At 69.4% G+C, this 26,617-nt stretch carries 27 protein-coding genes and 1 pseudogene; 15 read left to right on the plus strand and 13 right to left on the minus strand.

Features of this window, described 5'->3' with window-relative positions; genetic code table 11:
• The 4 genes from OXG55_09480 to OXG55_09495 form a co-directional block, all read right to left on the minus strand.
• On the minus strand, positions 1 to 206 hold a 206-nt coding region (locus OXG55_09480), incomplete at its 3' end, for a hypothetical protein (GenBank protein MCY4103476.1).
• 477 nt (positions 207 to 683) lie between these two features.
• Positions 684 to 2,294: a glycine betaine/L-proline ABC transporter substrate-binding protein ProX gene (proX, locus tag OXG55_09485; protein MCY4103477.1), complete on the minus strand. Its 1,611-nt coding sequence runs from the start codon at positions 2,292 to 2,294 to the stop codon at positions 684 to 686.
• 79 nt (positions 2,295 to 2,373) lie between these two features.
• Positions 2,374 to 4,512, minus strand: coding sequence for an ABC transporter permease subunit (locus tag OXG55_09490; protein MCY4103478.1), 2,139 nt, complete (start codon positions 4,510 to 4,512; stop codon positions 2,374 to 2,376).
• Positions 4,509 to 5,777 (minus strand): betaine/proline/choline family ABC transporter ATP-binding protein, encoded by a 1,269-nt coding sequence (locus tag OXG55_09495; GenBank protein ID MCY4103479.1) that lies wholly within the window; start codon positions 5,775 to 5,777, stop codon positions 4,509 to 4,511. The genes OXG55_09490 and OXG55_09495 overlap by 4 nt, the downstream gene beginning before the upstream one ends.
• A gap of 160 nt (positions 5,778 to 5,937) precedes the next feature.
• Between OXG55_09495 and ftsE the strand changes: the two genes are divergently transcribed.
• From ftsE to OXG55_09540, 9 genes are all read left to right on the plus strand, one after another.
• On the plus strand, positions 5,938 to 6,633 hold the full coding sequence (gene ftsE, locus OXG55_09500; protein ID MCY4103480.1) for a cell division ATP-binding protein FtsE: 696 nt from the start codon (positions 5,938 to 5,940) through the stop codon (positions 6,631 to 6,633).
• 9 nt (positions 6,634 to 6,642) lie between these two features.
• Positions 6,643 to 7,536 (plus strand): permease-like cell division protein FtsX, encoded by an 894-nt coding sequence (locus OXG55_09505; protein ID MCY4103481.1) that lies wholly within the window; start codon positions 6,643 to 6,645, stop codon positions 7,534 to 7,536.
• 83 nt (positions 7,537 to 7,619) lie between these two features.
• Entirely contained in the window at positions 7,620 to 8,708 is a 1,089-nt protein-coding gene (locus OXG55_09510) for an S-(hydroxymethyl)mycothiol dehydrogenase (protein MCY4103482.1), read from the plus strand.
• Positions 8,709 to 8,751: 43 nt separating this feature from the next.
• A complete protein-coding gene (locus OXG55_09515) occupies positions 8,752 to 9,942 on the plus strand; it encodes a CoA transferase (protein MCY4103483.1) in 1,191 nt (396 codons plus the stop codon).
• 19 nt (positions 9,943 to 9,961) lie between these two features.
• On the plus strand, positions 9,962 to 10,756 hold the full coding sequence (locus tag OXG55_09520; protein ID MCY4103484.1) for an enoyl-CoA hydratase-related protein: 795 nt from the start codon (positions 9,962 to 9,964) through the stop codon (positions 10,754 to 10,756).
• A gap of 86 nt (positions 10,757 to 10,842) precedes the next feature.
• Entirely contained in the window at positions 10,843 to 12,168 is a 1,326-nt protein-coding gene (locus OXG55_09525; GenBank protein ID MCY4103485.1) for an AMP-binding protein, read from the plus strand.
• Between the two features lie 15 nt (positions 12,169 to 12,183).
• Positions 12,184 to 12,624, plus strand: a complete 441-nt coding sequence (locus OXG55_09530; protein MCY4103486.1) for a hypothetical protein — start codon at positions 12,184 to 12,186, stop codon at positions 12,622 to 12,624.
• The gene (locus OXG55_09535) at positions 12,621 to 13,322 is read left to right on the plus strand and encodes an SDR family oxidoreductase (protein ID MCY4103487.1); all 702 of its coding nucleotides are present in this window, start codon (positions 12,621 to 12,623) and stop codon (positions 13,320 to 13,322) included. The genes OXG55_09530 and OXG55_09535 overlap by 4 nt, the downstream gene beginning before the upstream one ends.
• A 98-nt stretch (positions 13,323 to 13,420) precedes the next feature.
• Positions 13,421 to 14,332 carry a fumarylacetoacetate hydrolase family protein gene (locus OXG55_09540; GenBank protein MCY4103488.1) on the plus strand — a complete coding sequence of 304 codons (912 nt, stop codon included), beginning with the start codon at positions 13,421 to 13,423 and terminating at the stop codon, positions 14,330 to 14,332.
• Between the two features lie 44 nt (positions 14,333 to 14,376).
• Here OXG55_09540 and OXG55_09545 read toward each other — a convergent pair whose 3' ends face one another.
• The 7 genes from OXG55_09545 to OXG55_09575 all read right to left on the minus strand — a co-directional run bounded on the left by OXG55_09545 (position 14,377) and on the right by OXG55_09575 (position 22,002).
• A complete protein-coding gene (locus tag OXG55_09545) occupies positions 14,377 to 14,796 on the minus strand; it encodes an RCC1 domain-containing protein (GenBank protein MCY4103489.1) in 420 nt (139 codons plus the stop codon).
• A 382-nt stretch (positions 14,797 to 15,178) separates the two neighbouring features.
• Positions 15,179 to 15,895, minus strand: a complete 717-nt coding sequence (locus OXG55_09550; GenBank protein MCY4103490.1) for a sulfite exporter TauE/SafE family protein — start codon at positions 15,893 to 15,895, stop codon at positions 15,179 to 15,181.
• A complete protein-coding gene (locus OXG55_09555) occupies positions 15,892 to 16,275 on the minus strand; it encodes a Rieske (2Fe-2S) protein (GenBank protein ID MCY4103491.1) in 384 nt (127 codons plus the stop codon). Before OXG55_09555 ends, OXG55_09550 begins: the two co-directional genes overlap by 4 nt.
• 27 nt (positions 16,276 to 16,302) lie before the next feature.
• Positions 16,303 to 18,723: a xanthine dehydrogenase family protein molybdopterin-binding subunit gene (locus tag OXG55_09560; protein MCY4103492.1), complete on the minus strand. Its 2,421-nt coding sequence runs from the start codon at positions 18,721 to 18,723 to the stop codon at positions 16,303 to 16,305.
• A 1-nt stretch (position 18,724) separates the two neighbouring features.
• Complete coding sequence (locus OXG55_09565) at positions 18,725 to 19,207, minus strand: (2Fe-2S)-binding protein (GenBank protein ID MCY4103493.1); 483 nt, start codon at positions 19,205 to 19,207, stop codon at positions 18,725 to 18,727.
• Positions 19,204 to 20,076: an FAD binding domain-containing protein gene (locus OXG55_09570; GenBank protein MCY4103494.1), complete on the minus strand. Its 873-nt coding sequence runs from the start codon at positions 20,074 to 20,076 to the stop codon at positions 19,204 to 19,206. The genes OXG55_09565 and OXG55_09570 overlap by 4 nt, the downstream gene beginning before the upstream one ends.
• Before the next feature lie 396 nt (positions 20,077 to 20,472).
• Positions 20,473 to 22,002, minus strand: coding sequence for an amidase (locus OXG55_09575; protein MCY4103495.1), 1,530 nt, complete (start codon positions 22,000 to 22,002; stop codon positions 20,473 to 20,475).
• Positions 22,003 to 22,220: 218 nt separating this feature from the next.
• Between OXG55_09575 and OXG55_09580 the strand changes: the two genes are divergently transcribed.
• Entirely contained in the window at positions 22,221 to 22,769 is a 549-nt protein-coding gene (locus OXG55_09580) for a sulfatase-like hydrolase/transferase (GenBank protein MCY4103496.1), read from the plus strand.
• On the opposite strand, the gene OXG55_09585 is transcribed toward OXG55_09580, so the two are convergent.
• Positions 22,705 to 24,321, minus strand: coding sequence for an AMP-binding protein (locus OXG55_09585; protein MCY4103497.1), 1,617 nt, complete (start codon positions 24,319 to 24,321; stop codon positions 22,705 to 22,707). The genes OXG55_09580 and OXG55_09585 overlap by 65 nt on opposite strands.
• Positions 24,322 to 24,403: 82 nt before the next feature.
• Positions 24,404 to 24,517: pseudogene (locus OXG55_09590) on the minus strand (acyl-CoA dehydrogenase family protein).
• A 325-nt stretch (positions 24,518 to 24,842) separates the two neighbouring features.
• Here OXG55_09590 and OXG55_09595 point away from each other — a divergent pair.
• The 5 genes from OXG55_09595 to OXG55_09615 all read left to right on the plus strand — a co-directional run bounded on the left by OXG55_09595 (position 24,843) and on the right by OXG55_09615 (position 26,414).
• Entirely contained in the window at positions 24,843 to 25,043 is a 201-nt protein-coding gene (locus OXG55_09595; GenBank protein MCY4103498.1) for a type II toxin-antitoxin system RelE/ParE family toxin, read from the plus strand.
• A gap of 16 nt (positions 25,044 to 25,059) precedes the next feature.
• Complete coding sequence (locus OXG55_09600; GenBank protein MCY4103499.1) at positions 25,060 to 25,380, plus strand: HigA family addiction module antitoxin; 321 nt, start codon at positions 25,060 to 25,062, stop codon at positions 25,378 to 25,380.
• A 148-nt stretch (positions 25,381 to 25,528) separates the two neighbouring features.
• On the plus strand, positions 25,529 to 25,654 hold the full coding sequence (locus tag OXG55_09605) for a hypothetical protein (protein MCY4103500.1): 126 nt from the start codon (positions 25,529 to 25,531) through the stop codon (positions 25,652 to 25,654).
• 77 nt (positions 25,655 to 25,731) lie between these two features.
• Entirely contained in the window at positions 25,732 to 25,974 is a 243-nt protein-coding gene (locus OXG55_09610; GenBank protein MCY4103501.1) for an AbrB/MazE/SpoVT family DNA-binding domain-containing protein, read from the plus strand.
• Positions 25,971 to 26,414 carry a hypothetical protein gene (locus OXG55_09615; protein ID MCY4103502.1) on the plus strand — a complete coding sequence of 148 codons (444 nt, stop codon included), beginning with the start codon at positions 25,971 to 25,973 and terminating at the stop codon, positions 26,412 to 26,414. Before OXG55_09610 ends, OXG55_09615 begins: the two co-directional genes overlap by 4 nt.
• Positions 26,415 to 26,617: the final 203 nt, after the last annotated feature.

A 26,617-nucleotide genomic window follows, 5' to 3' on the forward strand; every position in this document is an offset into this window, starting at 1 on the left:
TCGGGGACGACGAAGGCGGTGTTGGGCTGGGGGCGGTAGTAGAGGTTGCGCTCGGAGCACACGAAGCAGTCCGGGTGCCCGGCGAAGTGGTCTCTGAGGGCGATGTAGGTCTGGATGCGGACCTGCCAGTGCAGCCCGGACTCGGCCATCTCAGGGACCGTCTCGGGGTACGCCACCGCCGGATCCACCTCGGCCAGGACGCTCATGCTCGCTCCCCTTCCGCCGCTTCGCCTCGGGGTGCCAGGCTAGCCCGGCCCGCCCGCCGCCGCGCGTGTTCATTGCCATGAAGAGGTATTACAACCATTGATAACATTGAAATAGGATGAAAATATCTCTAAGCATTCAGTCCATCGTGGTGCAGGCACGAAGCGGCAAGGGGCGCGTCCGGGGCCGGGTCGGCCCGGCGGCAGGCGGTTATGGTGTCCGGCGGCGGGATACCCGGTTCATGGGGTGCGCGGGCGGTCGCAGCGGCCTGTAGGGCCGTGACAGAGAGATCGGAGGCCGCGAGGGCGCGCAGCGGAAAAGATCGGGTGCCCCGCGAGGGCGCGCAGCGGAAGTCGTTCTCGTGGAAGGCGTGCTGCAGTCAATCTTGCCGCATCGCGCGGAAGGGCGGGCCCGGAGGCCCGCCCTTCTCTCGGATTCTTCGGTTCAGTGTGGCGGGCTGCTGCCCGCCGGGTTCGGGCTCAGGAAGCGGCCTGGCGGGCGGCCTGCAGCCACTCGTCCACCTGTGCCCGGTTGTTCTCGATCCACAGGGCGGCGTGATGGTTCACGTCTGCGGTCGTCTTCTCGCCGGCGTCATAGCGCACGTTCTGCAGCGCCACGTCGACCACGGAGATCTTGACACTCTCGAAGAGCGACCGGGCCGCCGGATTGGCAGCCAGGAAGTCCGAGTTGGCGACGACCCTGATGTCGGCCGCGGGCCAGCCTGTGAAGCAGGGATCACCGGTGCAGAACTCCGGGCCGAGACTTGCGGGCGGCAGGTCGTTGAAGTCGAAGCCGTCGGTGGTGGAGCCGTCGAGCACGTTGTCGGCGGTGCCCACCGAGACCCAGATGGCGTTGTCGCCGGGGATCAACTGGGTGAGGTAGCCGCTGGGTGACCACGAGTAGGCGATGAACGGCTTGCCGTCCTGGAGGTTGGCCACGGCGTTGGCGAACATGGCCTCGTAGCCCGCATGCACGGCCTCGAGGTTGTCCCAGCCGTTGAACTCGAAGGTCTGCGCGGCGATCTTGGCGCAGTTCCAGGCGTCGGGGCACGACCCGACCTGGATCACGCCGTCGCCGGGCGTGATGTCCGCGGCGTCGTAGAGTGCCACGAGTGCGGGATCGTCGTTGATCTGCCCCAGCGTCTGGATGCCGTGCTCCTCCGCGAGCGCCTTGTTGGTCAGGAAGCCCTCGAGCCCGGCTGCGGCCAGCGACACGCCGACCAACTCGATGTGGTCGCCGATCAGGGAGCCGTCGGAGAGCTCGTCGTCCCAGAAGTTCAGGTGGTTCGGGATCCAGCCGTTGACCCAGAAGTCCACCTCTCCCTCGGCGAGCGCCACGTGGAAGATGTCGTTGGCCAACTCGTTGTCGGCGGGTTCGCTGACGTCGTAGCCCAACTCCTCGAGCAACTGGTTGTAGATGGCCGCCTGCATGTAGCCCGTCGACCAGGTGGCACGCGCCTGCGTCACCGAGACGCCCGCACCCGGACTCATGAACGCCGCGGCCGCGGCCGCTTCGTCCGTTGCGGCCTGCAACTCGGCGGCTTCCTGCTGGGCCGAAGCGGCTTCGGCTTGCGCGGTGGCTGCCTCTTCCTGGGCGGCGGCGGCTTCGGCCTGGGCGGTGGCTGCCTCTTCCCGGGCGGCGGCGGCTTCGGCCTGGGCGGCGGTTGCCTCGTCCTGGGCGGCGGCTGCCTGTGCGCTCGCCGCCTCGGCGGCTGCCTGCGCGTCGGCCAGCGCCGCTTCGGCTTCGGCGATGGCGTCCGCGCTGCCCGAAGCCGTGGCTTGGGCCAACCCGGCGGCGGCCTGCGCCTCGGCGGCTGCAGCGGCTGCCGCGTCCGCCGCGGCCGACGCGGCCTCTGCCGTGGCTGAGGCCGCGGACGCTTCTGCCTCCGCTGCGCCTGCCCTGGCGTCCGCGGCGTCGGCACCGGCCTGCGCGCCCGACGCGGCGGCCATCGCGGCCGCTGCGTCGGAGGCCGCTGCTGACGCAGCGTCCTGGGCCGCGGTGTCCTCCGCGGCGCAAGCAGAGGCGATCAGCGCCAGCGCGCCGAGAAGCGCCAACACGCCTGCGACGCGTGTCTTTCTGTGCGTTCTCATGGGAATGAACCTCCCCGGGTGGTCCTTTGGTCGATTGAGCAGGTTAGAGACTCTAACCTGCACCCTGGCAAGACCGTAGTCAGCCGGCCGCCGCTTGTGTTCGCGCCCCCGCCAACTCGGCGTCGCGTGCCGGCTCCGCGTCGCTGGAATCCTCGTCGCCGATCTGCACGTACACCTCGGCGCGGCGGAATTCGCCCAGCACGGCGCGCGTCGTGGCCAGGAGCATCAGCCCGCCCATGAGGCACAGAAACGCGCCCGCCCCGCTGACCAGCTTCGCGTCGGCGACGCGCGTCAGGCTGCCGATCCAGTTGAAGGCGATCATCGTCACGCCGGTGGCGAAGCCGGCGGTGGCCGTGCTCCAGATCCACTTGCGCCGCTCGTCGTGGCCGAACAGTCCCGATGCCAGGAGCGCGCACACCACGCCCGCGGCGGCGACGATGAGCGCTAGGTAGCCGAACCGGGGCCCCCCGGACGTGAACCCGTCGGTGACGATCTTCTCGGTGCGCTGGGCCTCGTTGATCAGGGCGGTCATCTTGAGGGTCGCCTCGCTGGCGCTGGCTGGATCCTCCTCGGCCTGGCGCCTCAGTTCCTCGATCTCCGCGGCCAATTCGGGGGAGATGACCGACTCGGCCCGTTCGTCGAAGGTCCAGCCCGAGAAGCCGGCGATGACCACGACGACCGCGGCGGCGGCGACCCCCACGATCCGGCCCGTGGCCACCGTCCTGACCAGGGGGCGCCGGGGGGTGAACGGGGCGACCCGCAGCCAGGCCGCGGCGCCGACGGTCGCCACGGCGGTTCCGATCAGCGCCAGCCAGACGCCGATGCCGTCGCTGTAGGCGGCGCTGGCGCCGTGCGGCGTGGCCCAGAGATAGGCGCCCGCCGAGACGAGCCCGCCGAGGGCGAACACCAGGGCGCCGTCGGCGCCGAGCCAGCGTGCGCCCCGTCCGGGCCTCTGTAGCGTCACCAGCGCCGATGCCGCCACCAGCAGGCTGAAGGCCAGGACCGCATAGCCGTAGACCGAGCCTCCCTCGGCCGCCAGGCCGTTGAAGCTCCGCCCGGCCAGGTCCAGGTCCACGAGGCGGCCGTACCCCGAGATCAGGCCGGAATCGGAACCCCAGGTGAGGAACACCGAGACGACCCCGAGTGCCGCCCCCGCCAGAGCCAGCGTTGCGCCGCGGCGCTCGGCGCCCGCGGCCGGCGCAGGCTTGGCCTCGGTTGCCGCCACCGCGCCGATGGTGGCAGCGGTCGGGAGCAGGGCCTCGGGGTTGAGGCGATGTCGCCAGGCCTTGCGGATCCGGGTGAGCAGGTACTCCCCGTCGCTCTCCTCGGTCTGGGAGATGCGGTCCAGGACCACCGCCACGATGAACAGTGCCAGGCCCGAGGAGGCGGCCTGCGCCGTGTCGAGGTTCTGAACCGCCTGGAACACCGGACGCCCCAGACCCCCCGAGGCCATGATGGCGGCGATGCCGAGCATGGAGATCGACAGCAGCAGGGTCTGGTTGAGGCCCGTCATGATGGCGGGGCGGGCCAGCGGGAGCTGCACGTCGCGCAGCACACGTCCCTCCGAGGCCCCGTAGGCCCGGGCGGCCTCGACCACGTCGGAGGGCACCTGGCGGATGCCGAGGTTGGTGAGCCGGATGAGCGGCGGCAGGGCGAACACCATCGTCACCATCGTGGCCGGCTCGGCGCCGATGCCGAAGAAGAAGATGATCGGCAGCATGTAGATGAACGGGTGCACCACCTGCATGGCGTCCAGCACCGGTCGCACGACGTTCCACGCACCGTCGAATCGACCGCAGAGGATGCCCAGCGGGATCCCGATGATGGCGCAGAGCGCAACGGCGACGATGATGATGCCGAGCGTGATCACCGTCTCCTTCCAGTACTCGGTGCCGAGAATGCCGCACAGGGCGAGAGCCAGGGCGACCGAGACGCCCACCCGCAGGTTGCGTGTGAACCAGCCGATGACCAGGAACACCACGCACACGGCGATCCAGGGCATGTCGGCGATCTCCCACCAGGGATGGTGCGCCGGCCCGTTCACGAAGTTGCGGAACAGGAACGTGAACGGCCACTCGAAGACGTCCAGAACGGGGGCCAGGTTCTGGTCGATCCAGCTCACCATCTGGTTGATCCACGCTCCGAACGGGACGTCCCACTGGTCCAGAACGGCGTTGTCACCGACCCCCGGAGCTTCAGATTGCGCCAGGACGGTCACATGTACACCTCGCGCTCGAACTTCTCCGAGAGGCTCTCCACGCGGCCCATCTCCTCCATGATGAGACGCGGGTCGAGGTTGCCCACGAGGGCGCCGGAGTCGTCGCAACACGCGATCGGCAGCCCCTTCCCTGCCAGGGCGTACACCTCGTTGAGGCTGCTCTCGTCGGAGCACGTGGCGAAGTCGGTCCGCAGCGCGGCGGCGACGTCGGATGCGCCCTCATTGGCGGCACGCACCGCGTCGGCGGCCGTCAGCACCGCTGTCGGCATACCGCGCTCGTTGACCACGAAGGCGCCCGCCCGGTCGCCGAGCGCCGCCAAGGCAGACGCCAGCGTGGTGCCGGCCGTCACCGGCGCGGGCTGGAGCATCACTTCGCGTACCAGGATCACGCGACCCTGGTCCACGTCCTGCACGAACTCGGCGACGTAGCCCGTCGCCGGTTCGGTGAGAATCTCGGTGGGCGTGCCCACCTGCACGACGGCGCCGTCCTTCATGATGCACACCCGGTCGCCGATGCGCAGTGCCTCGTTCAGGTCGTGGGTTATGAAGAGGATCGTCTTGTGGAGTTCGCTCTGGATCTCCAGCATCTCGTCCTGCATCTGGCGGCGGATGAGGGGGTCCAGAGCGCTGAAGGCCTCGTCCATGAGCAGGATCTCGGGATCCGAGGCCAGGGCGCGGGCCAGGCCGACCCGCTGCTGCATGCCGCCGGAGAGTTCTGAGGGCATGTTGTAGGCGTAGGGCCCGAGGCCCACCAGCGACAGCGCCCGCATGGACGCCTGGTTGCGCTCGTCCCGGCCGACGCCCTGCACCTTGAGCCCGTAACCCACGTTGTCGATGACGTTGCGGTGGGGGAAGAGAGCGAAGTGCTGGAACACCATGCCCATGTGCGTCCGCCGGAAGGCCTGCAACTCGGAACCCTCCAGGGCCTGCACGTCGGTGCCGGCGACGGTGATCGACCCTGCGGTGATGCCGATCAGCTTGTTGACGGTGCGCATGGCGGTGGACTTCCCGGAGCCCGAGAGCCCCATCACCACGAACACCTCGCCCTTGTGCACAGTGAAGGTGACGTTGTCGAGGCCCACCACGTGGCCGGTCTCGGCCTGCACTTCGTCCTTGGACATCCCCGACCGCAGCAGATCGAACGCCCGTCCGCCGGGCTGGGGTCCGAATATCTTGTAGACCCCGTCGAGGATGATTATTTCGTCGCCGTTCTGGGACATGCTCATGAGTTCTGCGGCCCGCACCGGCGCGTCCGGGCCGGGCACGGCGGCATGCTAACCCAAGCGCTCTCACCGTGTCCCCGCACGGTGGTTCCGCTGAGCCTTCGGGGCGCGGTGGTAGCGTGAACGGGCCGGCACACCCCCGGCGAAACAGCGGACGGAACGAGCGGAGATCGGTGGGCGGAGTGCAGCAGGCCGGCGTCTCATGATCGAGTTGGATCAGGTCACCAAGATTTACAAGGGCGAGGTCCTGGCGCTGTACAGCGTCTCCTGCAAGGTCAGCAAGGGCGAGTTCGTCTTCCTGGTGGGCCCGTCGGGTTCGGGCAAGTCCACGTTCCTCAAGCTCCTGAACCGCCAGGAGACCGCCGACCAGGGCTCGGTGTGGATCGCCGGCAAGGAGGTCGGCGCGCTGCCCCGGTCCAGCGTCCCGAAGCTGCGCCGGCTGGTGGGCTGCATCTTCCAGGACTTCAAGCTGCTGCCCAACAGGACCGTGTACGAGAACGTGGCGTTCGCGCTCGAGGTCACCGGGCGTTCCCGCCAGCAGGTCCGCACCCAGGTTCCGTCGCTGCTGGAGTTGGTGGGGCTCTCCAAGAAGACGCACAGCTATCCGCATGAACTCTCCGGCGGCGAGCAGCAGCGCGTCTCCATCGCCCGGGCGTTCGTGAATCGCCCGCCGATCCTCCTGGCCGACGAGCCGACCGGGAACCTCGACGGCGACACCTCCAACGGGATCATGCGCCTGCTCGCCGAGATCAACAAGCGGGGCACCACCGTCGTGATGGCCACCCACGACCAGCACATCGTGAACGCGGCGCGCCGCCGCGTGCTGCGGTTGGACCGGGGCCGGCTCATCGGCGACGAGGCCCGGGGCCGCTACACCGCCCAGGGCCGCTACACCTAGGAACGCACTTTGGCCATCTCCCTCGGCTACGTCTTCCGCGAGACGCGGGGCAACCTGCGCTGGAACGTCACCCTGTTCGCAGCCACGATCGTTGCCGTCTGGGTGTCGCTGACCCTGTTCGGCTCGTCGCTGTTGATCCGCGAGGGTGTCGAGCAGGCCACCGGGCGCTGGCGGGGCGGCATCGAGTTCATCGTGTTCATGAACGCCGATGCCAGCGAGGCCCAGCACGCCGCCATCCGGGGAGCCCTCGACGAGAACCCCGAGATCAGCGGCTACGACTACGTCGACCAGCAGGGCGCCTTCAACGAGTTCATCACCGAGTTCGCCGACCGTCCCGAGCTGATCGAGAACGTCACGCCGGAGATCCTGCCGCCCTCCTACCGGGTGAAACCCAGCGTCGGGGACGCGGATGTGATCGAGGCCCTGGCGGCGCAGTTCGACGCCCGGCCCGGTGTGCGGCAGGTGACGCTGCCCGTAGAGGTGATCCGCACCCTCCAGCAGAACAGCCAGAAGGTCAGCGTGTTCGTGCTGATCATCGCCATCGTCGTGCTGCTGGCCGCGTTGATGCTGATCGCCAACACCATCCGCACCGCCATCTTCGCCCGCCGCCAGGACATCGAGGTGATGAAGCTCGTGGGTGCCTCCAACTGGTACGTGCGATTGCCCTTCATGGTGGAGGGCACCATCCAGGGGCTGATTGGCGGGGCGCTGGCGATCCCGATGCTGTTCCTCATGAACAACCTCATGGCCGGGTTCGTGCAGGACGACTACCTGGAGCTGCTGCGCTCGCTGGTGGTCGACAGCGCCGTGGTGTGGAACACCTCGCTGCTCGTGACCGGGATCGGTGCGGCGGTGGGCGTGGTCGGCTCGCTGTTCGCCGTGGGGCGCTTCCTCGACGTCTAGGCGCGGCCGCCCGGTCGGGCCCGGTGGCGGCCTTGGGGCTAACCTGCCGGTGATTCGGTCGCAGTCACGGAGGGAGGCCCCAAATGGTGCAGAGCGTGCGAGGCGTGATCAGCCGGTCGAAGGGCGCGCCGGTCGAGATGGAGACGATCCTGGTGCCTGACCCGGGGCCCGGCGAGGCTCTCGTGGCGATCCAGGCTTGCGGGGTGTGTCACACCGATCTGCACTACCGCGAGGGCGCCATCAACGACGACTTCCCGTTCCTGCTGGGCCACGAGGCCGCCGGGATCGTCGAGGCGGTCGGGCCGGGCGTCGACGAGGTGGCGCCCGGCGACTTCGTGATCATCAACTGGCGGGCCGTCTGCGGGCAGTGCCGATCCTGTGCGCGCGGGCGCTCCCAGTACTGCTTCGCCACCCACAACGCCAGCCAGCCGATGACGCTCACCGACGGCACCAAGCTGTCGCCCGCATTGGGCATCGGGGCGTTCGTGGAGAAGACGCTCGTCGCCGCCGGACAGGCCACGAAGGTGTCGCCTGAGGCCAGCCCCGAGGCCGCCGGGCTGCTGGGCTGCGGCGTAATGGCCGGCCTGGGCGCGGCCATGAACACCGGCGGTGTGGGCCGGGGCGACTCGGTGGCCGTGTTCGGTTGCGGGGGCGTGGGCGACGCCGCCATCGAGGGCGCCCGCCTGGCGGGCGCCTCGACGATCATCGCGGTGGACATCGACGACCGCAAGCTGGAATGGGCACGCCAGTTCGGCGCCACGCACACGATCAACAGCCGCGAGACCGACCCGGTGGAGGGCATCAAGGCGCTCACCGGCGGCAACGGCGTGGACGTCGCCGTTGAGGCGATCGGCCTGCCGGAGACCTACCGGCAGTGCTTCGAGGCTCGCGACCTCGCCGGCACCGTCGTGCTCGTGGGCGTGCCGAACCCCACCGCCACCATCGAGTTGCCGTTCATCGAGGTGTTCGGCCGGGGTGGGGCGCTGAAGTCGTCCTGGTACGGGGATTGCCTGCCGAGTCGCGACTTCCCGATGCTGATCGACCTCTACCTGCAGGGCCGGCTGAACCTGGACGGCTTCGTCAGCGAGACCATCGCCATCGACGAGGTGGAGGAGGCCTTCCACAAGATGGAGCGCGGCGAGGTGCTGCGGTCCGTCGTCGTCATGGACTGAGTCGCCCAAGCCTGAGAGACACCCGGCCCTTGCGACGGTGCGGATGAGTTCCCCGTCGCGGCCCCTCGAGGGAGTCCGGGTTCTTGAGTTGGGCGCACTCGTGGCGGCCCCCTACTGCGGGATGCTGCTCGCCGATCTGGGTGCCGACGTCATCAAGATCGAGCCGCCGGAGGGGGACATGGCGCGGCACTTCGCGCCGTTCGTGGCGGGGGAGAGCGCCTTCTTCATGTCCGTCAACCGCCGCAAGCGGAGTGTCGTCCTGGATCTCAAGCAACCCGAAGCGGTGTCCTGGGTGCATGAGCTGGTCAAGAGGACCGATGTGGTTCTGCACAACTACCGGACCGGCGTCGCCGAACGCATCGGCGTCGGCTACGAGGAGCTCGCCGCTCTCAACGCCGGGCTGGTCTACTGCGCCATCTCAGGCTTCGGACCGACCGGTCCGATGGCGCACCGCCCCGCCATCGATCTGCTGTTCCAGGCCGAGTCCGGGATGATGGCGATCACCGGCGAGCGGGACGGCTCGCCGGTGAAGGTCGGCACGAACGCCGCGGATGTCTACGCCGCCACCACGGCGGCGGCCTGCGTCAACGCCGCGTTGGCGAGCAGGGCCCGCAGCGGGCTCGGCGTGCGCGTCGACGTCTCGTTGAGGGACGCGTTCCTGGCGCTGCAGGCCTGTTGGTTCACGAGTTTCCTCGCCACCGGCGAGCAGTCCGAACGACTCGGTGCCGGGTCCCCGTTCACCGCCCCGACCGATGTCTTCCCGACGATGGACGATTGCATCGTCCTGGCTGTCGTCAACAGCAAGCACTGGCGGATCCTCTGCGGCGTTCTGGGCCTCGACCACCTCGTCGACGACCGCCGCTTCGGTGACAACGAGGCGCGGGTGGCGAACGCCTCGGAGATCCGCGAGATCGTCTCGGAGGTGCTTGCCAGGCGCACGACGGAGCAGTGGATCGAGATGTTCGATGAAGCCGGGATTCCGGCGGGACGGGTTTACGACTACCGGCAGGTCGCCGCCGATGAGCAGATCCGTCACAATGCGATGGTGCTCGGTTTCGATCACCCGACTGCCGGCACGGTGATGACGCAGGGGGTTCCGTTCTGGCTGGACGGCGAGAAGAACCCGGATCCCGCACCGCCACCGACGCTCGGCCAGCACACGCGCGAGGTGCTGATCGAGTCGGGATGCTCGGCGGAGGTGGCCGACAATCTCGCCGGTGTTTGCAGGGCCTAGCGCAGAAGGAGCAATCGAGTTGACACAAGGTCAACTGCACGACGTTCTCTACGAAGTGGATGACGGGTTGGCGTGGATCACGATCAACCGGCCCGAGCGGCTCAACGCGTTTCGAGGGCGCACGATCGATGAACTCATCCACTGCTTCAAGCAGGCGTGGGGCGACCCCGCCGTCGGTGTCGTCGCGCTCACGGGTGCGGGCGAGCGGGCCTTCTGCGTCGGCGGGGACCAGAAGCAGCGTCTCGAGAGCGGCGACTACGGGCCGAGCGAGTACGGCGTCTTCCAGGACGAGTACCTGCAACGCCTGATCCGGGACATCCCCAAGCCGGTGATCGCCGCGGTGAACGGGTACGCCATCGGTGGTGGCCAGGTACTGCACGTCGTGTGCGATCTGTCCATCGCGGCCGACCATGCCGTCTTCGGTCAGGCCGGGCCCCGGGTCGGCTCGTTCGACGCCGGGTTCGGAACGGCCTACCTGGCGCGCCACGTCGGCGTTCGTCGTGCCCGCGAGATCTGGTACCTGTGCCGGCGCTACAGCGCCGAGGTGATGCTCGAGTGGGGCCTCGTCAATGCGGTGGTGCCCATGTCCGAGCTGCGTGACGAGGTTCGCAGTTGGGCCGACGAGATGCTCGCCCTCTCTCCGGCGGCGCTCAAGTTCGTCAAGCACTCCTTCAACGCGGACACCGAGTCGATCGCGGGCATCTCGGCGGTCGCTTTCGACGGTCTGGCGGTGTTCGTGGACTCCGAGGAGGCTCAGGAGGGGGTCAGGGCCTTCAACGAGAAGCGCGATCCCGACTTCGGCCAGTTCCGTTGAGAGCCATCCAGATCCTCGGGCGGGCGGTGGCTGCCGAGTTGCCGACGATCGGCCTGTCCGGCGAGGTTCGAGAGTCGGTGTGACGAGTGGTGCCGGACGTCTACGACGAGATCGAGGTGCTGCCACGCTCTCAACTCGAGGCGTTGCATCAGGAACTCTTCGCCGAACAGCTCGGCTACGTGATGGCGCACTCGGCGTTCTACCGGCGGAAGTTCGGCGCCACGGCCAAGAGCATCAGCTCGCTCGATCAACTGGTCGACCTGCCGTTCACCTCGAAGGACGAGGTGCGGGAGAGCCTTCTCGCACGGCCGCCGCTGGGCCTGCACGCGGCCGCGCCACTGGAGTCGGTCGTGCAGATCCAATCCTCGTCGGGCACGACCGGCATGCCGACCTTCGTCGGTGCGACCGCCGAGGACATCGAGACCTGGAACTCGATGGGTGCGCGGGTGTTCTACGCGAACGGGTTCCGGCCGCACGACTGGGTCATGCACGCCTACGCCATGGGTCGGGGTTTCGTGGGCGGGCTCGTGAACGTCGAGCACCTGCAGCACCTGGGCTGCTGCGTGATACCCCTGGGGGCGGAGGCCGGTACCGAGCGGCTGCTGCGCGCCATCGAGCACCTGCAGCCGGTGGCGATGTGCGGCACACCGTCGATGGTGTTGCATCTCGGCGCCGCCGCGCCCGATGTCCTCGGCAAACCGGCGAGCGAGCTCTCGGTCCGGAAGATCTCCGTGGGTGGCGAGCCCGGCGCCGGCGAGCCCGCCATCCGTGCGCAGATGGAGGCGCTCTGGGCAGCCGACGTGCGCGACATGATGGGTGGCGCGGACTTCGGGAGCACGTACTGGGCGGAGTGCGACCGCAAGGACGGGATGCACCTCTGCTCGCAGGGTGCCCTGCACGTCGAGATCATCGATCCGGCGACGCTCGCGTCGCTCCCCATCGAGGAGGGCACGACCGGCGAGCTTGTCTACACCACGTTGGCTCGGCGTGCCACGCCGCTGATCCGCTACCGGATGGGCGACCTGGTGACGATCACGGCGCTGGGCTGCACGTGTGGCCGGACCGGCTATCGCATCAAGGCGCACGGCCGCACCGACGACATGCTGATCGTCCGCGGCGTCAACGTGTTCCCTGCGGCCATCAAGGAGGTGGTGGTGGCGATGCGGCCCCGAACCACGGGCTACTTGAAGATCGACATCGACTTCCCGGGCCACAGCACCCCTGACCCTCTGAGGCTGCGCGTCGAGGTGGCGGGGCGGAACATCGGCGCGTTCCCGATCCTGGCGGCCGAGATCGAGCAGCGGATCCAGAGCATGCTGTCGGTCAGGACGATCGTGTCCCTGGTGCCCGACGGTGCCATCGAGCGACCGGGAGTGCAGAAGGAGAAGCTGGTGGAGCGCGATGGCGGCTGAGGGCGGGGGACCGGCATGAGCGTTCTGCTGCTGGACGACTCGACCGGCTGGCTCGGCGAGATCCTGTCCGACGGCGCCTCCGAGGGAACCGTGCTCGCCGCCTGCGACCCGCCTGCTGACTGGTCCGCCGTGGAGGAGCGACTCGTCGACGCCTTCCACGCCGCACGCGAGTGCGTGGCGCAGGGGGCGCCGCTCGTCTACATCGTGCACTCCGAGGACCTGCGTGGCACGAGGTCGGCCCTGGCGAGCGCGCTCGCCACCGCACTGATCGGCTGCGCCAGGGCGGTGGCGTACGAATTCCAGCGTGATGGAGCCGCGGCGAACGTCGTGGCGCTGCCGACCGACGCGGATCGTCCGGGTGCGGCACGGGTCATCGGGAACCTGCTGGCGGACCCGGTGCTCACCGGCGAGCTGCTGGACCTCGGGAGCGCCAAGCTGGGAAAGCTCCAGCCGTGAGCCTGTCCATCGTCACCGGCGCCGCTCGCGGGATCGGCCTCGAGATCGCCCGTCGCCTGGCGGCCGACGGCCATGCGCTTCTGCTCGTCGACGTCGCGCCGGCCGTGGAGGCCGCGGCGGCTGATCTCGGGGCCCGTTCGGCCTGCGCCGACGTGACGGAGCCGTCAGGCCTCGAGGCCATTGCCGCGATGGTCAAGGACGGGGGCGAGGCGGTTCGGTCGATCGTCAACAACGCCGGGATCACGCGTGATGCACGTCTCACGAAGATGGCCGAGTCGGACTTCCGCGCCGTGCTGCGGGTCAACCTCGGCGCTGCCTACGCGCTGGTCGATCGACTGCGCGGCGAACTGATCGACGGCAGTTCGATCGTCTCGATGAGCTCCCGCGCCTACCTCGGCACCTTCGGGCAGATCAACTACGTCGCATCCAAGGCCGGATTGGTGGGCTTGACGCGTGCCCTGGCCCTTGAGTTCGCCCCCCGGACGCGGGTCAACGCCGTCGCCCCCGGCTTCACGGACACGGAGATGACGAGGGCGGTGCCCGAAGCCGTTCGGGACCGGATCGTGCCGGCGATACCCATGAAGCGAGCCGGCGAGCCGCCCGAGATCGCAGAAGTCGTCGCCTTCCTCACGTCGCCGGCGGCCTCGTACGTCACCGGCCAGGTCGTGTTCGCCTGCGGCGGGCGCGGCATCGTGTGACTCCCGGGACGGCTCGATGACCCGGCAGGTCAACGACGTGTGCAGCGGGGCCGCAAAGTAGGGTGGCTCGAGGGATCAGGCGCACAGGGGGTGCAGGTATGACCTCGATCGTTCGGTTCGTCGACTCGGATGCCGGGGTGGCTCGGCCTGGAGTGCTGGATGACGATGGGGTTCATCCGATCGAGAGTGTCGACACGCTCGCGGCGTTGCTGCACCACTCGGCGGCTGAGATTCGTGAGCAGATCGTGGCTGCGGCCGGGAATGCGCCGGTCGCGGGCGTGCCCCGGTTGTTGAGCCCGATCGACGGGGACACGCCGGTCTGGGGGGCCGGGGTCACCTACCGGGTCTCGCAGGAGGCCCGCATCGAGGAGAGCGGGGACGAGGACGTCTACATCCGGGTCTACAACGCCGAGCGTCCCGAACTGTTCCTGAAGTGTGTCGCCCACGAGGTCGTCACCGACGGTGAGCCGGTCGGGCGGCGTCCGGACTCCGACAACGACACGCCCGAACCCGAGTTGGCCCTCATGATCAACGTCGACGGCGAGATCGTCGCCTACGGCGCGTGCAACGACATGTGCGCCCGGGCCATCGAGGGCGAGAACCCCCTCTACATCCCGCAGGCCAAGATCTTCGCCGCCTCCTGCGTGCTGGCGCCCACCATGCGCCCCTCCTGGGAGGTGCCCGACGCCTACGACCTCACGATCCGGCTGCGGCTCAGCCGCGGCGCCGACGTCCTGTTCCGCGGGTCCACCTCCACCTCGGAGCTGGCCCGCACGCTCGAGGAGTTGGTGGAGTGCCTGTTCTGCGCCACGGCGTTCCCCGACGGGGTGGTGCTGTCCACCGGCACCTGCCTGGTGCCGCCGCTGGAGTGCCCCAGCGAGGTGGGCGACATCATCGAGATCGCCATCGACGACATCGGCAGCATGCGCAACGTCGTCACCTCCACCGACGACATCAAGGGTTGGCTGCACCGCCGCCACGCCGACCCGCTGACGCCGTACGAGGCCTGAGCGCGTCGGTCGCCGGACCGCGGCCCATCTGCGGGATCGGGTTCCTACGCGGCGGGCCTGACGAGGCCGAGTGGGCCCCAGCACTCGAAGTTGCCGTCGGTGGCGAGCGCGCACGTCTCGTTGTTGCCGGCGCTGATGGCGGTGTAGGTCCCGTCGGGGGCTTTGGCTTGGCCGCTTGAGTTGTTGCCCCAGCATTGGATGGTGCCGTCGGTGGTCAATGCGCAGGTGTAAACGTTGCCGGCGCTGACGGCGGTGTACCGCCTGCTGGCGGCGGTGATGGTTCCGGTCTGGCTGTCGTTGACCTGCAGGGGGCTGCTGTTGAGCCAGCGGCCGGCGGCGGCGCCGGTGGGGAAGAAGCGGGCGCGGGGGAGTTGTCGTTGCCCCCAGGCGTCGTTGCTGGTGGCGCGTTGTTGGACGCCGAACTCGACGCGGCCGTCGGCGAGTCTGCGCGCGGTGATGCGCACTTCGGTCGCGGCGTCTGGGGTTTCCTGGGCGGCGGCGGGTGCGGCGACCAGCGCGCCGGCGGCGATCGCCGACGCGAGCGCGAGCGCGGCCGCGGCGCCTAGCGCCTAAAACTCCGGGGGGGGGGGGCTGTCAGCGCGTCCGCGGTGCGCGGACGGCCGGTCGGTGCGAAGAACATACTCACGCCTCTCTGGTGCAGTGTGCTGATGGGCGACAGAGGGCGGACTCTGCACCGGTCGAGGCCGAGCCCGCGCCCGGCGCGGTACAGCGGCCGCCGAACAGGGCTCGCCGTGCCAGCGGCGGGACCGGCCGAACTGGTGGAGCCGAAGCAGGAATACCCCGGTCCGCATCGGCGCACGGTGGTGAAGCGCCGCCCGCGCGCGACTATGCGAACTGGCCGACGATGAGGGCCACGCCGCCGGCGAGGGCCACGGTCAGCACCGCAGGGCGGAACCAGGTGCGGTCGAGGAACGGCCGCACCAGCCGCGAGACGGCGAGGCCGATGAACATTCCCGGGGCCAGGTAGCCGATCAGCTTGAGTTCGTGGAGACCGAAGTTGCCGCGCACCGCCAGCAAGGCGATGCCCGCGCCGCCGACCACACCGATGTAGGCCGAAGAGGTCGAGCGCAGCACCGGCGGGCGCATCTCGCTGAAGCAGATCCCCAGGGGCGCACCGGGCAGCGCCGCGGCGATGGCTCCGAAACTGCACGTCAGCCCGCCGGCGACCTCGGTGCGGCGGGTCTGCCGCAGGCGGAATCCCGCCAGCAGGATCAGCGCCGAGCCGGCGACCAGAGCCCCGATCAGAATTGTCCGGGTCGTCTCGGGCACGAGCTCCAGGACCGCGAAGCCGGCCGCCAGGCCGACCGGGAGTCCCCAGAGCGCGTGCTTCACCGCCCGCCAGTCGATGTGCCTGCCCTCCACGATGATGTGCCGTATGCCGATGATCTGCCCCACGATGAGAAGCGGTCCGGGGATGAACGCGGGGTCGATGGCGACGAGGGCCGGGGCGGCCACCAGCGACAGCCCCACGCCCACAGAGCCCTGCACGATGGCGCCGCCCGCCACCGCGGCGATGGCGAGGACCAACTCGACGGCGCTCAAGGGTCGCGCCTTGGGCGACGCCGCACCCGGATCTCCCCGGCCACCTCCTGGCAGGGATGGACCTCGATGTCACCCTTGCGGTCACGGCGGCCGTCGAGGTTCTCCTTCCAGCCGCTCCCGTCGGTGGCGAAGGTCCAGAAGTGCGTGAGGCAGACGATCTCCTCGCCGGCCACGGCCCCGGAGTCACCGAGGTGCGACCACTGGTGCGGGCAGCGTGCCTCCATCACGCACGGAACCCCGCTCTCGGTGCGCCACACCACCACGTCGGTGTCGTCGAGGATCGCCTCGACGACACCGCCGGGAGCAACCGCTCCGGCTGAGGTGATCGCCACCCAGTCGCCCGCGGCGGGGGGACCGGCGTCCGGGCCGGAGCCGTCCAAGATGCTTACCGGGTCACCCGCTGCTGTTCAGCTGTTGGCGGCGTCGACCATCCCGACAATGCGCTCGGGGGTGGCGGGTAGGCGGCGGATGCGGATGCCGAGGGCGTCGTCGATGGCGGCGCAGATGGCGGAGGGTGCCATCATGCGTCCCGCCTCGCCGCCGCCCTTGATGCCGTAGGGGGTGTAGGGGCTGGGTGTCTCGTTGTGGCCCACCCGCAGCGTCGGCGAGTCCAGCGCGGAGGGGATGAGGTATTCGGCGAAGGAGGGTGTGCGCAGCACGCCGTCCTCGTCATAGAGGAACTCCTCGTACAGGGTGCTGCCGAGGCCCTGCACGGTGCCGCCGATGACCTGGCCGCCGACCGAGCGCGGGTTCACGACGGTGCCGCAGTCGTGCACGGCGGCGTAGTCCAGGAACTCCACGCGCCCCGTTTCGGGATCCACCTCCACAACCACGACGTGGCTGGCGTGGCCGACGAAGGGGTAGAAGACCCCCAGGTTGGTGCGCTCGGGGTTGGGCATGGTGGTGTAGGGGTGGTCCTGGACGTGGCTGGCCTCGAGGCCGGTTTCGATCTCCTCGGGCAGGGAGTGTTTGAACATGTGGGCGGCCAGGGCGATCTCGGCGAGCTCCTTGCGCTGGTCGGGGCTGCCGCGCACCGCGAAGCCGCCCTCCTCCCAGACGAGGTCGTCCTCGTTGGCCTCCAGCAGGTGGGCGGCGATCTTGGCGGCCTTGGCCCGGATGCTCTGGGACGCACCCTCCACCGCGCCGCCCACCATGATCGTGAAGCGGCTGCCGCCCGGCCCGGTGGCCGGCATGCCCTGATTCGAGCCGGCGTAGACCACCGAGACGTCCTCGGGCTTGATGCCCAACTCCTCGGCCACGAACTGCGCCACCATCGTCTCGGGGCTGTTGCCCCAGGAGGCGTTGGAGTACAGCGTGGCGGTCACCGCGCCCATGGCGTCCACCTTCAGGGTGACGCTCTCGGGGGCGCTGGTGACGGGGGCGGCGACCGGCTCGTCGAACCAGAACCAGAATTCGGTGGCGCTGAACACGCTGCGCTCCTGGCAGGTGCACACGCCGATGCCGACGTGGCGGCCCTCGGCGCGCATCTCGGCCTGCCGCTTGCGCCAGCCCTTGTAGTCGGAGAGTTCCATGGTCTTGTTCAGCACGGCTTCGTAGTCGCCGCTGTCGTAGACGTTGCCGGTGGGGATGAAGTAGGGGAACTGGTCGGGCTGGATGAAGTTCATCCGCCTGATGTCCACCGGATCCATGCCCAACTCGAGGGCCATGAGATCCACCATGCGCTCCAGGATCCAGTTGCCCACCTCGGAGCCGAAGCCCCGGTAGGCGCCCTGCTGGCACTTGTTCGTGAGGACCGCGGTGAGGTCGTATCCGATGCTGCTCATGCGGTACGGGCCGACGGCCTGGGCGAGGGAGTTGCCGTGCTGGCCCACGCCGAACTGGATGTAGGCGCCGTAGTTGTCCACCACCTTGTAGCGGGTGCTCAGCAGCGTGCCGTCGGCCTTGGCGGCCAGCTCCACCTCGTAGTAGCGGTCCGAGCCGTGGTGGTCGCCGTTGGCGATGTTGTCCAGGCGGTCCTGCATGAACTTCACCGGCCGCCCGGTGATGCGGGCCATCATCGCCGCGATGGTGGCGGTCTTGACCTCGAAGAACTTGGCCCCGAAGCTGCCGCCGGAGGGGTGGGGTTGCAGATCCAGCTTGTTGCTCGGCACCCGCAGGGTGTTGGCCAGCAGGAAGAGGAAATGCGTGAACGACATGGAATTCACGTGGATGGTCATCATCCCCGTGGCGGCGTCGTAGTCGGCGACCGCCCCGACGGTCTCCAGCGGCTGGCCGCCTGAGCGCCCCCAGTGCAGGGTGTCCCGCACGATCACGTCCGCGGCGGCGAAGTCGCCGTCCACGTCACCGAAGGTGAACTTGCGGTGGAACGGGATGTTGGAGCCCAGTGCCTCGTGGATGAGCGGCGCGTCCTCCTCCAGCGCTTCGAGCATGTCGGTGAGCGGCTCGAGCGGCTCGTAGGTCACCTCGATGAGTTCGGCGGCGTCCTCGGCGACGGCACGGGAGGTGGCGGCCACGACGGCCACGCCCTCGCCCATGTAGCGCACCTTGTCGACCGCCAGGCAGTACCAGGTGTGCTTGTCGGGCGAGGGCCCGAAGTCGGGCATGGGATTGACGTGGTCCGTGACGTTCTCGCTGGTGACGATGGCCACCACGCCCGGAACGGCTTCGGCGGCGGAGGTGTCGATGCTGAGGATCTTGGCGTGGGCCATGGTGCTGCGCGCCACGGCCACCTCCAGCATGTTCGGCACCTCGTAGTCGTCGATGTAGTTGCCGCGGCCGCGCAGGAACTTCGGGTCCTCGACCCGTGGGATCGACTTGCCGACCCACTCCAGGTGCTCGGGGTGCTGGCGAACCTTCGGGATGGTCATGTCAGTCCTCCTCGGCACGCATCTCGGCCGCGGCGTCCAGCACCGCGTCGACGATGTACTGGTAACCGGTGCAGCGGCACATGTTGCTGGAGATGCCCTCGCGGGCCTCCTCGGCGCTCAGGTCGGGGTTGTTGTTGATCAATTCCAGGCTGCGCAGCAGCATCCCGGGTGTGCAGAACCCGCACTGCAATCCTTGGTGGCGCCGGAACGCCTCCTGGAGGGGGTGCATCTCGGCGCCGGGGGCGAGGCTCTCGACGGTCTGGATGTCGGCGCCGTCCGCCTGCACCGCGAACATGATGCAGGACCGCACGCTGCGGCCGGCGATCAGCACCGTGCACGCCCCGCAGGCGCCCTGCTCGCAACCGATGTGTGTGCCCACCAGACCCAGGTCGTGGCGCAGGAAGTCCGCCAGGCTGCGGCGCGCCTCCACGCCGGCCGACGTCGCCGTGCCGTTGATGGTCACAGTGATGTCGTGAGTGTTCATGCCTCACCTCCTGCCCGCTCGGCGGCCGCTGTGAGTGCCCGCCGGGTGAGAACCCGCGCCAGCTTCTTGCGATAGGCCCCCGAACCGAACGAGTCCGACAGGGGCTCGACACCCGAGGCGGCGGACTCCGCCGCGGCGGCGAACACATCCGCGTCCGGCTCCGCCCCCACCAGGATCGCCTCGGCCTCGGGCCGGCGCAGCGGCACTTCCGCCACCCCGCCCAACACCACCGAGGCCCGATCGATGGTGCCGCCGCTCGTGTGGACCAGCACTGCGGCGAGCGCGATCGGCCAACTCTCCGCGGTCACGCTGAACTCCAAGAACCCGTGACCTGTGCCCGCCGGCCAGGCGTCCACCGTCACGGCGGTGACCAACTCGCCCTCCTCCAGGGCCGTCGTGAAGTAGCCCTCGAAGAAATCCTCCGAGGCGATCTCGCGGGTGCCGCCGGCGCCCTGAGCGGTGACGGTGCCGCCCTGCGCCTTGAACGCCGCGGGCAGCTCGGCGCTCGGATCGGCATGGGCGATGCTGCCCACCACCGTGCCCTGGTGGCGCACCGGCACCTGCCCGGCGTTGGCGATCGCGTCGGCCAGCACCGGCGCCACCGCCAGCGTGTCGGCGTGCAACTCCACGGCCCGCTGGCGGGCGCCCGCACCCACGTGCAGGCCGCCGCCGTTGGCGCCGCAGCCGGCCAGATCCGGCGCACGGGTGATGTCCACCAGGTGGCCCGGTGCCGCCAATCGCAGATTCATCAACGGGATCAGACTCTGACCCCCCGCCAGGATCCGGGCATCGAACCCCAACTCACCCAACAGAGCGGCGGCCTCGGCGCCCGACGCCGCCCGGTGATACTCGAAAGGTGGCGACTTCATAGGCCCCTCCTCGGAAACGCTGATCAGGAACGTAGTTCCTGGGGGATGGGCATGCCATCTGCGCCGCCTCAGGCCGGCGGGTCTGCGACCTCCGCCAGATCGAGGGCGTTATCGATCAACCCGAGGACCCCGCGAGGTGGCGCTCCCGCATCCCGGCTGTCCCCCCAGGCCGGGATGCGGGGGCCGATCGGAGGCGAATCGGGCAGGAGACCTCGGCGCCGGACACCTCGCGTACCCTAGCCCAGCGCCGCCGGCGGCCTTCCGGAGCGCTAGAGGAGTCGCAGGTGCCGTGCCTTGGCGAGGGCCTCGATGCGGTTGCGGGCCGGCGGTTCTTGTGCCCGCTCGGCCGGCAGGTCGGGGAGCGTCGTCGTCGAGGTGCCTCCGGTGGCTCTCGTCTCAATGGCCCGGCGGGCTGGGGAACCCGCCGACCAGCGACTCGTAGGTCTTGGCCGCCGCCAGCGCGGTCGTCTCGTCCCAGTAGCGGGCCACGAAGCTCATCCCCACCGGGAGCCCGTCGCTGAGGCCCGCCGGCACGTTGACGACCGGGTGCCCGGTGACCGAGCACGGCAGGGTGTTCGGCACCATCTCCAGCGCCCTCGCCACGTAGTCGGCGATCGAGCAGTCCTCGGGGGGCAAGGCGGTGGGCATCATCGGAAGCGTCGGGTAGCAGAGCACATCGCAGCTCTCCAGAGCCCTGTCGTACGCCTCGTTGATCAGCGGACGCAGGTTCTGCGCCTTGGCGTAGCTGGACCCTCCGTGCAGGTTCAGCATGTACTGCCCGAACAGGGCCACGTACTTGACGGAGTGGGAGACCGCGTCGCCGTGGCGTCGCCAACCCGCCGCGAAAGCCTCCATGATCTCGGGGTTGTACCGGCCGCGGTGGTTCAGGCCGTAGCCGTTGCCGCGCAGCATCTGCCAGGCTCCTCCCTCGGTTGCGATCACGCTCCAGACCGCCGGTGCCCAGGCGTGCTCGGGAAGGGTTATCTCCCGCACCTCGGCGCCGGCCGTCTCCAGGCGTGCCAGAGCACCGCGCACCGTATCGTCCACCGCCGCGTCGCTGATCGGGTGGCCGAATCCTTCGGTCACCACGCCGATGCGCAGGCTCGCTGGCTCTCGGTCAAGTCCCGCGGTGTAGTCCACCCCCGACGGTGCCGACAATTGGCGTTGGTCCGCCCCGTCGGGTCCGGCAATGGCCGTCAGCAGCAGCGCCGCGTCATCGACGGTGCGAGCGACCGGTCCGAGATGGTCGAACGTGTACTCGATGGGGAAGGCCCCCGTATATGGCACGAGGCCGTAGCTGGCTTTGATCCCGACGATGCCCGACCAGCAGCTGGGGATCCGCACCGAGCCCCCCTGGTCGCCGGCGATGGCCATGTCCACGTCGCCGGTTGCCACCAGCACGGCACTGCCGCACGACGAGCCGCCGGCGGAACGGGTGGGATCCCAGGGGTTGCGCACCGGGCCGGTGGCGGCGGTGTGGCTCCCGCCGGAGAAGCACAGGTCCTCGCAGACCGCCTTGCCGGCGATCTCGCCGCCCGCCTCCAGGATGCGCCGTACCACGCTGGCGTCGCTGCGGGGCACGAACCCCTCCAGGGTGGCCGAGCCGTTCATCATCGGCACGCCCGCCACGTCGACGTTGTCCTTGATGGCGATTCGCTTGCCTGCCAGGAGGCCCTCGTCGCGCTCGCGCACGGCGCAGCGCCGGTACCACGCACCGAGGGGGTTGTCGGCGGGCTCGGGTTGCCAGGAGTGGCGCTCGGGCACCGCCGGCGTCTGCTGCTGGTAGAGGTCCTCCACGGCGTCGTAGGCCGCCAGCGCGCCCACCACCAGCTCCCGGTAGGCGGCCAGGTCGTCCTCGCTCGGCGACAATCCGAAGCCGGCGGCGATTGCCCCCAACTCGTCGGTGCTCGGAACCGGTACCCCCATGGTGCCTCCTCGGCGAGACGTCGCTGCCCGTAACCTACGATGCCCCGCCGCGCGGGTGTTACCCGCGTTTGCAGGTGCTTGGCCCGGGGGCCCGGCGCGGCGAGGTTTCTATGAATCGGGCCGGCCACCCCGTCATTCCGGCAGAGGCGGGAATCCGGGCCCGCACCCTCCGGCACGGCGACCGTCCGGCCGGCCCGGCCCGGTGTACTTTCGCGGCGATGGGGCGACCCAACGTCCTCTTGGTGATGGCGGATCAGTTGGCGCCGCACTTCACCGGCACCTACGGCCACCCTTCGTGGCTGGGACGGCTGGTCGGGGCGCTGGGAGAGGTGGGCGAACTGGACCGCACCGTGGTCATCGCCACCAGCGACCACGGCGACATGCTCGGCGACCGGGGCACCTGGTTCAAGATGTGCTTCTACGAGAGATCGGCACGGGTGCCGCTCGTGGTGGCCGGTCCTGACGTGGTCCACCGCACCGTCGGCAACGCCTGCTCGCTGCTGGACCTGTTCCCGACGCTGTTGGACATCGCCGGCGACGGGACCGAGCCGGCGGCACCGCTGGTGGGGCGCAGCCTCTGGCCCAGCGCCACCGGCGGGGAGGATCCCGTCGACGAGACCATCGGCGAGTACACCGCCGAGATGACGTCGCACCCCATCCACTCGACGGCTCGACTGAGCCGGCGGCGCGGCTCCGAGACGGTCAGCGGTTGCGCAGTTCGACGCGGCGGATCTTGCCCGAGACGGTCTTGGGCAACTCGGCGGTGAACTCGATACGGCGGGGGTACTTGTAGGGCGCGGTGGTGGCCTTGACGTGCTCCTGCAACTCGCCGGCCAGATCCTCGCCGGGCTCGAAGCCCGCCGCGAGCACGACGAACGCCTTGACGATCTGGCCCCGGATCTCGTCGGGGACGCCGACCACCGCAGCTTCGGCGACGGCGGGATGCTCCAGCAGCGCCGACTCCACCTCGAAGGGGCCGATGCGGTAGGCGGAGGAGAGGATCACGTCGTCGGCCCGCCCCACGAACCAGAAGTAGCCGTCGGCGTCGCGGATCCCGCGATCACCGGTCACGTACCAGTCCCCTCGGTGCGCCTCGGCATTGCGGTCCGGGTCCCGCCAGTACTCCTTGAACAGTCCGACCGGCCGGGTGGGTTCGACGCGCACGGCGATGTCGCCCTCGCTCCCGTCGGGCACCTCCGCCCCGGTCTCATCGATGACCGCCACGTCGAAGCCGGGCAGTGCGAGGCCCATCGAACCGGCCCGCACCGGTATGCCGGGAAGGTTCGCCACGACGGCCACCGTCTCGGTCTGGCCGTAGCCGTCGTGTATCACCGTCCCGGTGGCCTCCTGCCACACCTTGATGACTTCGGGATTGAGTGGCTCGCCCGCAGACGTGCAGTGCCGCAGGCTCGAGAAGTCGTAGGCCGTCAGGTCCATCTGGGCGAAGGCCCGGTACAGGGTCGGCGGCACGCAGAACGTGCTGACCCCCTGCTCACCGATGATGCGCAGCATCCGGTCGAGGTCGGGCTTGCCGACGACGTTCCACATCACGACCGCCGCGCCGATGCGCCACTGCCCGAACAACTTGCCCCAGGCCGCCTTGCCCCAGCCGGTGTCCGAGACGGTCCAGTGCACGTCCTCGGCGCGCAGGTCCTGCCAAAGACCAGCGGTGACGTCGTGGCCGATGCCGTAGGAGGCGTGCGTGTGCAGCACCATCTTGGGCAGCGACTCGGTGCCCGATGTGAAGTAGATGAGCATCGGATCGTCGGCTGCGGTGTCATGGACCGGGAGCGTGGCGACGGCACCGGCGACGGCGGCGTCGAGGTCGACCCAGCCCGGCGAGGACTCGCCGACGAGCAGGCGCCGGGACGCTCCCGGACAGTCCGCAAGGGCCGCGTCGACGGCGATCAGCCCGGCGGTGTCGGTCACCACCGTGGTGGCCTCGGCCAGGTTGACCCGGTAGGCCACGTCCCGGGCGCTGAGCTGCATCGTTGCGGGCATCGGGACGGCGCCCAGATGCAGGCACCCCAGCAACACGTCGTACCACTGCACGATGCGCGGCAGCATCAGGAACACCCGATCCCCGGCGCCCACGCCCCGTTCGGCGAGCACCGCGGCGGTCGCCGTCACCCGCTCGGCGATCGTGGCGAAGTCGTAGCGCTCGGCAGTCAGCCCGTCCGGCTCCACGGCCACCAGGGCCAGACTCCGCGGGCGGGTCCGAGCCTGCGTGTGCAGCACGTCTGCCACGTAGTTGAAGCGGTCGGGCACGTCGAGGCGAAAGCTCCGCCGCAACTCCTCGTACTCGGCGCGTGTGGGCATGGGTTCCATCCTGTGGCCGGATCGCCGGGTCGGCAACAGTATGTGCCGCCGGTATCTGGCGTGGCGCTCCGGTGCGGCGGACTCAGACGGGGAGGCCGAGTTCCCGGCTCATCACCAGGCGCTGGATCTCGCTGGTCCCCTCGCCGATCTCGAGGATCTTGGCGTCGCGGTAGTAGCGGCTCACCGAGGTCTCGTCGATGACCTCGGCGGTGCGTTCGGGGTCGTTCCAGTAGCCCTGCATCACCGAGTAGCCGCGGGTCAGCGTGGCGCCCTTCGGGAAGCCGGTCGTGCCGCTGGTGCACTGGATGTTGATGGGATCCTCGGCGCGCAGGCCGGCGGCTCGGCGGCGCATCTCTGCGGCGCTCACGCCGGCGGCCCGATCCAGCAACTCGGCCCAGTCGCCGATCCCCGTACGCGCGTTCGACCAGCCCGAGGTAGTACGCCGACACCCCCATTTGCAGGTTTCTGGGCTATCCGGTGGGGATACGGCCGAGGTGGGGGGTGCAGCCGTAGGCTGACCTCTGGATCGGATCACCTCGGCCTTGGCGGATCTCGATGCTGCTGAGCGGCCGAGCGATCTTGACCTGCCCGGGTACAGGTTGCATCCGCTCAAGGGTGACCGACACGGATTGTGGAGCATCCACATTTCGAGCAATTGGCGGATCACCTTTCGGCTCGACGGCGGTGACGCGTACGAAGTAGACCTTGTGGATTATCATTAGTGTCGAGGAGCCGACCATGACCATGAAGAATCCGCCCCATCCCGGCAGGAGCATCAGAGACAACTGCCTTAGAGACAACTGCCTTGTCCCTCTGGGTTTGACCGTCACGGAGGCGGCGAACGTCCTGGGGGTTGCCCGCCACACTCTCTCACGGGTGTTGAACGGACACGCCGCGATCTCGCCGGACATGGCAATCCGCCTGGAGAAGGCTGGATGGTCCAGCGCGGAGTTTTGGCTGCGACGCCAGACCACCTACGACCTTGCGCAGGCCCGCAGACTCGAGGAACGGATACGCGTCGAGCCCTACCAGCCCATGGGCGCTGCGCAGGCAATCTGACGACGGTCTCCCGCGTCGAGGCGGACGAGGGCAAAGAATGGTGTGTGGAACTCACTATGGCGCGACAGCGGCGGCTGACAGGCGCAGCAGTGCGGTAGATCTGAGCGCCAGATTAGCCACACTCTGGCTTAGCTATTGGCCTTTTTGCATGGCGTATCTGAGGCGTCATCTGGACCCGCAGGATCTCCGCGAGGAGGTGATCCGCCGCCTCGCCCTCGCCGCCGGCAAGGACCGCCACTTCTCCCACCGCCACCACGGAATCCCCCCGGTCTGACGGGCAGCCTCTGTCGCAGGGAGCTGCCGGCCGGGGCCGCTTTGTCGATTTGTGTTGGCGCCTTGTAGAGTCGGGTCATGGCCGTGCACCGGTTCCGGGTGTCCGAACGGGGCCAGATGGCGCTGCCCGCGGAGGCTCGCCGACGCTGGAACCTCACCGCTGGTGGCACCGTGGAGATAGCCGATCTGGGCCCTGCTCTGGTCGTCGTCCCCGCTGGTGGGGACGGTTTGCGCAACCTGCTCAGGGCCTCCATAGACGAAGCGGGCGGCTATCCGTCTCTGGCCGCCCGGGTCGCAGTCGAAGAGCCCGAACTCCGGTGACCGGAACCGTCCTGATCGACGACCACAACCTGCTGAGAGTGCTCCTGGGCGACGAGCCGGACGGGCTTCGCGCCGCGGGGAGCGGCATCGCCACCACCGGGCTGTGGTACCACCGGCTGTGCCGGGCGGTGGCCGACCGGACCGTCGCAGGCGCGATGTCGCGCCGCCTCGGCGGCTTGGACAAAGGGGTCGCTGCCGAGGTCACATCCTTGATAGTCGCACTTCCCTCTGACATCGAATTGTTGTCACTTCGGGCGCTCGGTTGGCCTATGGGGGAACTGGCATCCAGCGGAGTCCGCCTGAATCTGCTCTCGCTGGAGGCGCTGGCCGCCGCCCGGCATCTCGACGCCGAGATCTGCCTCGCCGCGGCGAACAACAACGGCCCGCTCATCGCCGCGGCCCGCACCGTGGGAGTCCCCCTCCGTCGCCTGCCGAACTGAACGCCGCGGGTCGCCGGCCCTCCGGTGATCCGCCGCCGGGACCTCGCCGCCGGCAGGGACCGCTGCTTCCACTACGCAATCCCGCGGTCGGAGCGTCCGCTGGGCAGGGTCGGATCGCGCGCCGCGGCTGGGGAAAGAGATCGCCGTCAGGGCACCCGGGCAAACGCTTGACACGGGGGGGGGGCTATCTTGCCCGCCGGTGT

The sequence above is a fragment of the bacterium genome (assembly GCA_026708055.1).
Lineage (GTDB): Bacteria > Actinomycetota > Acidimicrobiia > Acidimicrobiales > CATQHL01 > VXNF01.